Genomic DNA, 11720 nt, shown 5'->3' on the forward strand with positions numbered 1-11720 from the left:
TAGCTACCTTTATTATTAAAGGTAGCATTTTTTTACAGTGATAGCTGCTTTGAGGTGATAGCTCAAAGTAAATAAGTATCAATGATACCCCATTAAAATAATAAGTACTCATTACTTAAACAAAAGAGATAACACTATGGGTTTACACTCTAGCACACACTTTGATCCTATTCTGGTTGCCGATATTGGCGGCACAAATGCTCGTTTTGCGTTGATCACTGGGTTCGACGAATCAAGTAATCAATTTACCATTGAGCATAATCATACTTTTCCCAGTGCTAACTATGGATCGCTCGAAAGTGCTACCGAGTACTACTTATCAACAGTGTCTCATATAACCCCTAAACGCGCATGCCTTGCAGTAGCAGGCCCTATAAATGCAGGGCAAGTTCATTTAACTAATTTAGGTTGGCACTTTAGCGTTAATGATTTTAAACACCACTTTGACCTTGCTCAATTAAGCGTTATAAATGACTTTGCTGCTTTTGCCTACGCAGCACCGTATTTAGACCCTTCACAAAATGTCACTGTTAAACCTGGTCAAGCGGATGAGTCTGCCAATATAGGTGTAATGGGTCCAGGCACTGGTTTTGGTGCAGCATGCTTAGTTAGAACCGCACATTCGTGCGCGGTGATGAGTTCAGAAGGCGGGCATATTTCGTTAGCAGCCGTTAATCAACTCGACGCTCAACTTATTCAAGAACTTAAAAAAGATCACCCTCATGTATCGGTAGAAACGGTATTTTCGGGCCCTGGCATTGCTCATTTATATAAAGCCATGGCTGCGGTTAAAGGGGTGGCTGCAAAAAATTTAGATGCCGCACAAATTAGCAGCTTAGCCAATAGCGGTGAATGTGAAGTGTGTGATGCAACGCTTAATCAATTTTGTGACTGGATTGGCAGTGTTGCGGGCGATTTAGCATTGGCCTACGGCGCCTTAGGCGGCCTTTATATTGGCGGTGGAATTTTACCACGCATGCAAGCTCGTTTACTTGAAAGTCGTTTTATTGAGCGCTTTTCGCAAAAAGGTATTATGTCGCAGTACACAGGTCAAATTCCGGTGACGTTAGTAACACAAGACAACATCCCATTAATTGGAGCTGCCGCGTGTTTGCATACAAGCCAACAGGATTAATCGCTTTGCATAGGTTTGGAAATAAATAGATGAAAAAAGTCACTATAAACAGCGTTGCCAGTCATGCAGGTGTTTCTAAAAAAACCGTGTCGCGAGTACTCAATAATGAGCCTAATGTCAGTGCAGCTACACGCGAAAAAGTGTTAGCCGTATTTAAAGAGCTAGATTACACCCCAAACCCAATTGCACGCGGCCTTGCACAAAATCGCAGCTTTATCATTGGTTGCATTTACGATAACCCTAGTAAAAGTTATATCACCCGTGTGCAAACAGGCGCACTGGCTGCCTGCCAAGAGAACAACTATAACTTGCTTATTCATCCTTGTGAGCTCAGGGGCGATGCACTCATTAACAATATTGAGCAGTTATTGCAGTCATCACGCCTTGACGGTTTAGTATTAACCCCGCCCTTTTGTGATTTTGGCGAGTTGGTAGATTTTTTAAAGTCGAAAAAAATCCCTTATGCTCGAGTCGCTTCTGCAATTTTAGATGATGATTCTATTTCTGTGACCAGCAATGACGAGCAGGGTGCGTTTGAAATTACCGAGCATTTAATAAACCTAGGACATACGTCTATCGCGTTTATTAAAGGTCACCCAGATCACAGTGCCACTGAGCAGCGTTTTAAAGGTTACAGGCGCGCATTAACAACTCATGGCATTGAATTTAATGAACGCTTAGTTGAAGAGGGTAACTTTAGTTACCATTCAGGAGTAGACAGTGCGCGTAGTATTTTAGATTTATCGCCTCGTCCTACCGCTGTATTTGCATCAAACGACTACATGGCAGCGGCAGTGCTCAAATTAGCCACGCAGCGCAACTTACGTGTACCTGATGATATTTCTATCGCTGGGTTTGATAATGCACCAATAGCGCGCCACATTTGGCCTGGGCTGACCACCATAGCGCAACCTGTAGAAGAAATGACAAAACAAGCCGTTACGCAATTGATCACCCATATTATTGAGCCGCAAGAGTCGCCATATAAAGTGATTTTAGAAGCAAAATTAATCACGCGAGAGTCAACTGCAGCCGTAAAATAAAACCCTTTTTTCACAGTAGCCCGAGTATGAGTGACGCTTACTCGGGCTTTTTTTTGTCTGTACTTTTAATTTTCATTATTTGCTTGCTGGTATTTCACTAAAAATTCACGTTTATTTATTGTACATGTTAAAAAAATTGGCTATTTTTATGACTCAGGGTTGACACCGGTGTCAATGTCATGCGTTAATACCCTGACACCGGTGTCAGGGTTGTTGTGAGAGGCTCCCTGGTAGCGTACCTTTGAACGGGTAAGTCAAAGATGCTCAGTACAGTTATTTTCGTGGAGTCTATAATTGTTACTGAGCCTTTATCCTCTAACGAATAGAGATGAGTAAAATTATGTTGCACCCTCGAATTCAAGAAGTCACAGAACGCGTTATTGAGCGCAGTAAACAAACCCGTCAAGCCTATTTAGATCGTATTTCGCACGCAAAAAAACAAACAAGAGTTCGTGCTGGATTAGGCTGTGGCAATATTGCTCATGTAATGGCTGCGTGTAGCAGCGATGACAAAGCGCGTTTAAAAGCAGACGAGGTGCCAAACCTTGCAATTATCAATTCATATAACGACATGTTATCTGCACATGTGCCTTACAAAGAATACCCCGATTTAATTAAAAGCATTGCCACTAAATTTGACGCCACCGCGCAAGTTGCTGGCGGTGTACCTGCGATGTGTGATGGTGTTACGCAAGGGCGTGATGGCATGGAACTATCGCTTTTTTCTCGTGACGTTATTGCTATGTCTACTGCGGTTTCGTTATCGCATGACGTGTTTGATGGTGTGTTTTGTTTAGGTGTATGTGACAAAATTGTCCCAGGCCTATTAATTGGTGCTTTATCATTTGGTCACTTACCTGTGTATTTTTTACCAGCAGGGCCTATGCAATCAGGTATTCCAAACAAAGACAAAGCCCGTGTTCGTCAAAAGTTTGCACAAGGACTGGTATCTCGTGAAGAGCTACTAGAAGCTGAAAGCGCTTCTTATCACAGTGCGGGTACCTGTACGTTTTATGGTACCGCTAATTCAAATCAAATGTTGATGGAAATAATGGGCTTACACTTACCAGGTAGCTCGTTTATAAACCCATACACAGAACTGCGTGATGGCTTAACCGGTAATGCGGTTGAAACCATGCTTAAGCAGCTTACTGAAAACAAAGATGGCCCGTGTTTAGCGGATGTGATCAGCGAAAAAACTATAATTAACGGCTTAGTTGGCTTGTTATCAACAGGTGGCTCAACCAATCATGCAATCCATATTGTGGCGATTGCTAAAGCGGCTGGTATTCAAGTTACATGGAAAGACATGTCTGATTTATCAGCGGTTGTTCCACTACTGACGCGTATTTACCCAAATGGCTCAGCAGATGTTAATCACTTTCAAGCAGCCGGCGGAATGGGCTTCTTAATGCGTGAATTAGCAGGTGCTGGTTACCTTCATACAGACGTAACCACTATTTTAGGCGAAGGCCTTGCACCTTACATGTGTGAGCCACTACTCGATAAAGACGACAACTTAATTATGAGTGATGCGAATGGCCCAAGTAAAGTTAAATGGGTAGCGTGTCCAGAAAACTCACATGATGAAGAAGTACTTCGCCCAGTAAGTAACCCATTTAGTAAGCAAGGTGGTTTACAGCTACTAACGGGTAACTTAGGTAAAGCGGTTATTAAAGTCTCTGCGGTTGCAGAGTCTCATCAAGTGGTGTCGGCACCGGCTAAAGTATTTAGCTCACAAGGTGAGTTACAAGATGCCTATAGCCGTGGCGAACTTAACCAAGATTTTATTGCTGTACTTAAAGAGCAAGGGCCAAAAGCCAAAGGCATGCCTGAGCTTCATAAGCTCACACCGGTAATGGCAACATTACAAGATCAGGGCTATAAAGTGGCTATTGTTACCGACGGTCGTATGTCGGGCGCATCAGGCAAAGTACCAGCGGCAATCCATTTAGCACCTGAAGCGGTTGAAGGTGGGATTATTGCTAAAATTCATGAAGGCGATATTGTTACTCTAGATGCGCCAAATGGTATTTTAAAACTGCATGTTAGCGATGAAGAGCTTGCACAGCGTGAGCTACAAATTAGCCAAGCAAGCCAAACGTTTGGTACAGGTCGTGAATTATTTACTGGATTTAGAAACATAGTAAGCAGTGCCGATTTAGGTGCAAGTGCTTTTGGACTTGAATAATAATTAGCCATATTGGGTAATGAGGAACAAGTAATGAGTATTGAAAAAATCTTAGCATCGGCACCGGTAGTGCCAGTGGTGGTAATCGAAAAATTAGAAGATGCAGCACCACTTGCAAGAGCGTTATATAACGGTGGCCTAAAAGCACTTGAAATTACACTGCGTACACCCATTGCAGCTGAGGCTGTAAAACTAATGAAAGCAGAAGTGCCCGAAGCTTATGTTGGTACAGGTACTGTGGTTGATAAAGCAAGCTTTAACGCATCAGTAGAAGCGGGTGCTGACTTTATGGTGAGTCCAGGTGTTAGCGATGAATTATTAGCGCTGGCAAAAGAGTCTACTATTCCATTTTTACCCGGTGCAGCGACCCCAAGCGAAGTGATGAACTTAGCTGCTCATGGTTTCAAATTCTTAAAGTTTTTTCCTGCAGAAGCTGCAGGCGGTGCTGCTATGCTTAAATCTATTGGCGGCCCATTACCTGATATTACTTTTTGTCCAACCGGTGGCATTAGTTTAGCAACCGCACCTGATTACTTAGCACTTAACAATGTTATTTGTGTAGGTGGTACGTGGATGTTAGATAAGCAACTTATTGAAAATAAAGACTGGCAAGCTATTGAAACGCTTGCTCGCCAAGCATGTGAAGTTAATAGGAGTCAAAAATGATTAATGTAGCAATTAATGGCTACGGCCGAATTGGTCGTAATGTATTACGTGCATTGTATGAATCAGCGCAAAATAATGAAATTAAAATTGTGGCTATTAACGATTTAGCCCCAGCCAATGTAAATGCTCATCTGACTCAGTTTGACTCAGTACATGGTCGTTTTTCACAGCAAGTAACGCTTAAAGACAACACCATGTTAATTGGCGATGATGTGATCACCTTAACGCAAGAACGCGATCCTGCTAACTTACCGTGGAAAGCACTAAACGTTGACATCGTACTTGAATGTACGGGGTTATTCACGTCACGCGAAGCGGCTAATAAGCATATTGAAGCCGGTGCTAAAAAAGTAGTGGTATCGGCACCTGGTACAGATATGGATGCTACCGTAGTTCATGGTGTAAACAGCGATGTAATTAATGCCGATAGCAATATCATCTCAAACGCGTCGTGTACAACTAACTGTTTAGCACCAGTGGCCAAAGCAATAAACGATACGGTAGGGATTGAACAAGGTAGCATGACTACTATTCACGCTTATACCAACGATCAAAACTTATCTGACGTATACCACCCAGATTTATACCGCGCGCGTAGTGCGACTCAATCTATGATCCCAACTAAAACGGGCGCTGCAAAAGCGGTTGGTTTAGTATTGCCTGAGCTGGCAGGTAAATTAGATGGCATGGCGGTACGTGTACCTACAATTAATGTGTCGTTAGTTGATTTAACGTTTATTGCTAAACGTGACACAAGCATTGAAGAAATTAACCAAGTGGTTAAAGCAGCCTCAGAAGGGCCAATGAAAGGTATTTTAGAGTACAACGAGCTGCCGCTTGTTTCTATCGACTTTAACCATAACCCAGCTTCATCTATTTTTGATGCAACGCAAACACGTGCTGATGGTAAATTAGTTAAAGTAATGGCGTGGTACGACAACGAATGGGGTTTCTCAAACCGCATGTTAGATCAAGTTAAAGCGCTGGGTGCATATTTATAAATTTTCCGTGTAGTTAATTTAGCTTTATCCGGCCAAGCCACGCATTGCGTGGCTTTTTTGTGTTTTAGTTAGCCCAAAATTTGCTAGAATATGCGCACTAGAATAGGGACTGCATATTATATTAAGGAAAATAATGCTAAAACACGTCACTAAAAAAATATTTCGCACCAGTCACTTGCAAATTGGTGAGGGTAATATCAGCGGTTATATTGCTTGCTTTTTGGCAATATTAAGTTGCTTGGGAGTGCTTGCATTCCACTTCCCTGAATATTTAACGACTCCAGAATTGCGTAAAAGTTATAGCGTCGAGTTTTTACGTCAACTTATGTTTGTTGCCCTTATTATTTCAGGAAGCCTGGGTTTACTTAATTTTGTACGAAATACTAATAAGCGATTGGGTGCCACTGCGTGGTTTTTTATTGTACTGGCCATTAGCTTTGGCGGCCCGAATGTTGAAGTGAATGACTTTGCAGATAACACTCCTTATATTGGCTTAGATTGGTTTATATTAGACTTATTAGGCTCAACCTTAATTTTTATCTTAATTGAAAAACTGCTTCCGCATCGAAAAGAGCAAAAAATACTGCGTAGTGAATGGCGCGGGGATTTAAACCACTTCTTTGTTAACCACTTAATAGTGGGCTTTGTATTACTGGTTACTAATCATTTTGTTCATTATGGTTTTGGCTGGGCGGTGTCGAGCACACTGCAAGCTTACATAGCGCAAATGCCGTTTATACTGCAGCTATTTTTAATTATTTTGGTGGCTGATTTAATGCAGTATTGGACACATCGTGCGTATCACGAAGTCCCCTTTTTATGGCGATTTCATGGTGTCCATCACAGTGCCAAAGAAATGGATTGGCTCGCAGGCTCTCGTCAGCATATTTTAGAAATACTGATCACCCGTAGTTTAGTGTTAACGCCTATATTTGTGCTGGGTTTTTCACAGCAAATTATTAGTTTGTACGTGATTATTGTAGGCTTTCAAGCGGTATTTAATCACGCTAACGTAAATGTAAAATTTGGGTGGTTAAAGTATTTTATGGTTACACCGCAGTTTCATCATTGGCATCACGCATCCGATAAAGCCGCAATTGATAGAAATTACGCAGCCCATTTTTCGTTTTTAGATTACTTGTTTGGTACTGCAGTAAAAGGGCAAGCAGAGTGGCCTAAAGAATATGGGGTTGTGGGTGATTACATGCCTGTAGGTATGCTAAAGCAACAAATTTACCCGTTTAAAAAACAAAAATAGTGATCATTCTAGCTTGCGGCCATAATATTAATGGCCGCATAACCACTATAAAAAGTCAGCTAATGCGCTAAGTGTTGGCCGCTGTGCGATATTTTCGCTCATGCATTGCTGCGCAATATGTTTTAAGTGCATGACTTCAGCGCTTTGCTCTTGGCAGGTTGTGAGTAAATCCTCGATTAAACACCCCAAAGCACGCACTTCTATTAACTGCATTTGTTGACGTTGATAGTCACTGAGCATAGTAAGATCAGTGGCCGCGCCAAAATCCCCAAACAGCACACGCGCGTGCGGGTCAACCATGGTATTGTGCGCATATATATCACCATGGCTTATATTGTGCTGGTGCAAGTGGGCCACAGTGCTAACCATTTGCTGCGTTATGGCATAAATTACTTGGGTAGAGTAGTGGCACTCGCTTTCAAATGTATCTCGAGTACAGGTATCAAGGCTCGGCGGTAAGCCTAGATTTGTAAAGCTTGTATCAATTAACTCCATCACTAAACCAAGCTGTTGCTGTTGTTCAATGTAAGCCAGTACTTTAATTAAGTTTGGATGCTCAAGCGCTTGCAAGCAGCAATTAACTTCATCCAGCGGATAACCATCGCTTGTAATAGTCCCTTTAAATAACTTAACAGCAACCGGCTCTTTATTCGTTGAATAAGCAAGATGGATAATCCCTGATGCGCCTTGGCCTATTACTTTACTGAGCGAGTAGTCACTCAGTGGTTTATTGGCTAAATTTGATTGGGTAAGGCACTGTGATTTATTAAAGCAATTGCCTGCAAATGCAAGCCAAGTCAGCTTTGGTAGTTCAAATAGCCAATCATCAATTTGAGTTAACTGATTTGCAGAGAGCCTAATTAGTTCCAGGTTATGGCAGTTTGCCATGCTTATTGGTAGCTCACTGAGCTGATTACCTGCCAATGCCAGCTTTTTAAGCGCAGTGTATTGGCCAAATGTTGCAGGCAGCTTAGCTATTTTATTATCTGTAAGAATAAGCCATTCAATCGCTTTAGGTAGGCAGTAATCTGCAAATTCAGTGATGTAATTACCTTTAAATGCAACCATGATCAAAGCAGGACACTTAGCAAGTATTTTAGGTATATGTTTAAACTGATTAAACGATAAAAACAGTCGTTTTAATTTTGTTAGGCAGGCAAATTCATCAGGTAAATCAGATAAATTGTTATTAGATAAATCCAAGACTTCGAGGGTATCCGCGAGGGTAAAAATTTCCTCTGGAAAGTGGCTTAGCGCTTCAACTAATTGTAGGTGTTTTGCACCATGTAATTGGCCGCTGCGAAGTTGTGAAAGGGTATTCAAAATTAATAATCCATTTTAAAATCAACAAAAAGGCCAACTAAGTTGGCCTTTAAACACGATTAAGCTTTAACGCTTAAAATTGTGCGTTGTGGTACACGTTTTGTACGTCGTCACAATCTTCAAGCATGGCTAAAAAGCGTTCCATCACTTCTACATCTTCGCCTTCAATAGGGGCTTCTACTTGGGGTACAAAGGCAATTAAGTCTTCGTCAAATTCTGTCACACCCATTTCTTCAAGTGCGGTACGCGTATTGTTGTATTCAGTGTGTGGAGCAAATACGGTCACTTTACCGTTTTCTACTTCTACATCGGTTACATCAACGTCAGCCATCATTAGCGCTTCAAGAACGGTTTCATCGTCGTCACCGTCAAATACAAAAATAGCAAGGTGATCAAATAAGTGTGATACCGAGTTTTGTGCGCCAATTTTAGCGTTTGCTTTAGTAAAACACACACGTACATCAGCAAAGGTACGTTTGTTGTTGTCGGTTAAACAGTCAACAATAATCATGCAATTACCTGGGCCGTAACCTTCGTAGCGCGTAGCTGCATAGTCTTCACCGCCGCCGCCTTTGGCTTTATCAATGGCGCGTTCAATTACGTGAGCCGGTACTTGGTCTTTTTTAGCGCGTTCAATTAAACGACGCAGTGCTAGGTTACCGTCTGGATCAACACCGCCGTTTTTAGCACAAATATAAATTTCTTTACCGTATTTTGAATAAACTTTAGTTTTAGCACCCGCAGTTTTAGCCATTGAATCTTTTTTGTTTTGGTAAGCTCTTCCCATCTGCGTTTCGCCTTAATATGTATAAATAATTGAAAAAATTTGCAAGCCCATATTCTAAAGGTAAATGCGGGGCAGGGCTAGTAAGTATTGAGATTGATTACTAAGTAACAGGGGGAAACAGTTATTATGGTTGGAAAATAAAACAACCCGCCATAGCGGGTTGTTTATTCGTTACAAATGATGAACGTTTGTCAGAGTATTACCAAATACGAACACGTTCGTCTTCTGGTAAGTACAACTCATCACCTGGTTTTACATCAAATGCTTTGTACCAAGCGTCGTGGTTACGAGGAGCTTGTGCTCTAAAGCGACCTGGCGCATGCGTACCGCCACGTAATTGATTTAACATGCTTTGCTCAGTACGTTTTTCTTTCCATACTTGTGCCCACGCTAAGAAGAAACGTTGATCGCCGGTTACACCATCAATCACAGGGGCTTCTTTACCATTTAGGCTTAGTTTGTAGGCATGATAAGCCATGGCTAAACCACCTACATCACCAATATTTTCACCTAAGCTGTTGCGGCCATTTACAAAGTTACCTGGAATTGGCTCATATTTGCTGTACTGAGCCGCCAGTTTGTCGGCTTTAGCATCAAAAGCAGCACGGTCTTCGTCAGTCCACCAGTTACGTTGTATGCCGTTAGCATCTGATTTTGACCCTTGGTCATCAAAGCCATGGCCCATTTCGTGGCCAATCACGGCACCAATACCACCGTAGTTTACCGCAGGATCTGCATTTGGATCGAAAAACGGCGGTTGTAATATAGCGGCAGGAAATACAATTTCATTAAATGAGCTATTGTAATAAGCATTTACACGTTGTGGTGTCATACCCCAGCGATTGCGGTCGGTTTTCTTAAGCTCTTTTTCTACGCTATCGGCTTGGAAAAACTCACGCATATTTTTTACATTAGCCATTAAATCATTTTTGCTAATACTTAAGCCTTCGTAAGATTGCCATTCATCTGGGTAACCTATTTTTGGCACAAATGCCGCTAATTTTGCACGCGCATTTACTTTTGTTTCTGCGCCCATCCAATCTAGGTTATCAATACGCTCGCCAAGGGCTGTGCGTAAGTTTTCAACCAGCTCAGACATTTGTTGCTTCGATGACTCAGGGAAGTAACGATCTACATAAATTTTACCAATCGCAAAGCCTAGTGAACTAGTGCCTGACATTTGGCTGATCGCACGTTTCCAGCGCGGACGAGGCTCTTGCTGACCATTTAACTCTTTACCAAAGAAAGCAAAGCTGGTGTTAAATATGTCTTCTGACAACAGCCCAGCGTTACCATTAATTGCATGATACGTCAGGTAGTCTTTCCATACGCTTATATCTTCGTTGTTGATTAAATCAATCATGGCCTTTACAGGTTCAGGCTGCGACACGTTTAGCTGCGGTACTTTGTAACCTGTTTGCGCAAAGTATAAATCCCAATTAAATCCAGGGTACTGGGTACTTAACTCGTCGCGTTTTATTTGGTTTAACGTTATGTCACGATTACGGCGTTTTTCACGTGGCCAATGACCTTCTGCAATTTTTGTCTCTAGCGCTAAAATTGCTTGTGCACGTTCAGTGGTATTTTCAACACCAGCAAATTTAAGCATGTCGGCAATATGTGCAACATACGCTTCTCGAGTTTTTACAAAACGCTCTGCATCTTCAAGGTAATATGAACGATCAGGTAAGCCTAAACCACCAGCACCTAACGACATTTCGTATTTATTAGGATCTAAGCGGTTAAACCACATACCACCACCAATTGGGGCGCTAACACCAGTGAGCCATGAATTACCAAAGATTTTTGCTAAGTCATCAGTTGAGTCGACAGCGTTAATATCTTTAAGCAATGGCTTAATGGGAGTCACACCGAGCTTATTAAGCGTGTCGGTATCCATGTACGAATTATAAAAATCAGCAACTAGTTGCTCTTCTGCATTTAAATTGTCACGTGCTGCAATGTCTTCAATAATTTCTTTTACACGCTCTTCACTGCGTTCAGCTAACGCAGAAAACGCACCATAGCGTGTTTTATCTGCTGGCATTTCGTAGTTGTCGTACCATGAACCGCTGGCATACATAAAAAAGTCATCGCCTGGTTTTACAGCTTCATTGCGGGCAGTTAAATCAACCCCAAATGTTCCTAATTCAGCTTGCTCAGTTGCTTGTGGTTTTTCAGCAACGGCTGCGACTTGCTCAGTTTTTGTAGTTTGTGGCTCTGAACAGCCGGTAATAAATGTAGCGGCGAGTGCCGCTGCTATTAAACTTTTTTTCATTACTTTCCCCTATGAATTCACGTTACTTAATTCGTTAT

9 protein-coding genes are annotated in these 11720 nt (G+C 41.9%); 6 read left to right on the forward strand and 3 right to left on the reverse strand.

Annotated features, from left to right (window positions below; translation table 11 throughout):
* Positions 1-136 precede the first annotated feature (136 nt).
* The 6 genes from glk (at position 137) to PISS_RS07010 (ending at position 7294) form a co-directional block, all read left to right on the forward strand.
* The gene (gene glk, locus PISS_RS06985; protein WP_016899969.1) at positions 137-1135 is read left to right on the forward strand and encodes a glucokinase; all 999 of its coding nucleotides are present in this window, start codon (positions 137-139) and stop codon (positions 1133-1135) included.
* Between the two features lie 29 nt (positions 1136-1164).
* Complete coding sequence (locus PISS_RS06990; RefSeq protein WP_008110549.1) at positions 1165-2178, forward strand: LacI family DNA-binding transcriptional regulator; 1014 nt, start codon at positions 1165-1167, stop codon at positions 2176-2178.
* Between the two features lie 340 nt (positions 2179-2518).
* Positions 2519-4369 (forward strand): phosphogluconate dehydratase, encoded by a 1851-nt coding sequence (gene edd / locus PISS_RS06995; RefSeq protein WP_058155483.1) that lies wholly within the window; start codon positions 2519-2521, stop codon positions 4367-4369.
* Between the two features lie 33 nt (positions 4370-4402).
* Positions 4403-5035: a bifunctional 4-hydroxy-2-oxoglutarate aldolase/2-dehydro-3-deoxy-phosphogluconate aldolase gene (gene eda / locus PISS_RS07000; protein WP_013464823.1), complete on the forward strand. Its 633-nt coding sequence runs from the start codon at positions 4403-4405 to the stop codon at positions 5033-5035.
* Positions 5032-6036, forward strand: coding sequence for a type I glyceraldehyde-3-phosphate dehydrogenase (gap, locus tag PISS_RS07005; protein ID WP_013464824.1), 1005 nt, complete (start codon positions 5032-5034; stop codon positions 6034-6036). Before eda ends, gap begins: the two co-directional genes overlap by 4 nt.
* Positions 6037-6169: 133 nt before the next feature.
* Positions 6170-7294, forward strand: coding sequence for a sterol desaturase family protein (locus PISS_RS07010; protein WP_058154537.1), 1125 nt, complete (start codon positions 6170-6172; stop codon positions 7292-7294).
* Positions 7295-7339: 45 nt separating this feature from the next.
* Here PISS_RS07010 and PISS_RS07015 read toward each other — a convergent pair whose 3' ends face one another.
* The 3 genes from PISS_RS07015 to PISS_RS07025 form a co-directional block, all read right to left on the reverse strand.
* Entirely contained in the window at positions 7340-8617 is a 1278-nt protein-coding gene (locus PISS_RS07015; RefSeq protein WP_058154538.1) for a protein kinase, read from the reverse strand.
* Positions 8618-8690: 73 nt separating this feature from the next.
* Positions 8691-9404, reverse strand: coding sequence for a YebC/PmpR family DNA-binding transcriptional regulator (locus PISS_RS07020; RefSeq protein WP_013464827.1), 714 nt, complete (start codon positions 9402-9404; stop codon positions 8691-8693).
* 199 nt (positions 9405-9603) lie between these two features.
* On the reverse strand, positions 9604-11682 hold the full coding sequence (locus tag PISS_RS07025) for a M13 family metallopeptidase (protein WP_058154539.1): 2079 nt from the start codon (positions 11680-11682) through the stop codon (positions 9604-9606).
* Positions 11683-11720 lie beyond the last annotated feature (38 nt).

It is taken from the genome of Pseudoalteromonas issachenkonii, assembly GCF_002310795.1.
Taxonomy (GTDB): domain Bacteria; phylum Pseudomonadota; class Gammaproteobacteria; order Enterobacterales; family Alteromonadaceae; genus Pseudoalteromonas; species Pseudoalteromonas tetraodonis.

Excerpts from the sequence above, each read along its gene's own strand:
- glk (WP_016899969.1), top strand. The coding sequence starts at position 137 with ATGGGTTTACACTCTAGCACACACTTTGATCCTATTCTGGTTGCCGAT.
- PISS_RS07025 (WP_058154539.1), bottom strand. The coding sequence starts at position 11,682 with ATGAAAAAAAGTTTAATAGCAGCGGCACTCGCCGCTACATTTATTACC.
- PISS_RS07020 (WP_013464827.1), bottom strand. The coding sequence starts at position 9,404 with ATGGGAAGAGCTTACCAAAACAAAAAAGATTCAATGGCTAAAACTGCG.
- gap (WP_013464824.1), top strand. The coding sequence starts at position 5,032 with ATGATTAATGTAGCAATTAATGGCTACGGCCGAATTGGTCGTAATGTA.
- PISS_RS07010 (WP_058154537.1), top strand. The coding sequence starts at position 6,170 with ATGCTAAAACACGTCACTAAAAAAATATTTCGCACCAGTCACTTGCAA.
- edd (WP_058155483.1), top strand. The coding sequence starts at position 2,519 with ATGTTGCACCCTCGAATTCAAGAAGTCACAGAACGCGTTATTGAGCGC.
- eda (WP_013464823.1), top strand. The coding sequence starts at position 4,403 with ATGAGTATTGAAAAAATCTTAGCATCGGCACCGGTAGTGCCAGTGGTG.
- PISS_RS06990 (WP_008110549.1), top strand. The coding sequence starts at position 1,165 with ATGAAAAAAGTCACTATAAACAGCGTTGCCAGTCATGCAGGTGTTTCT.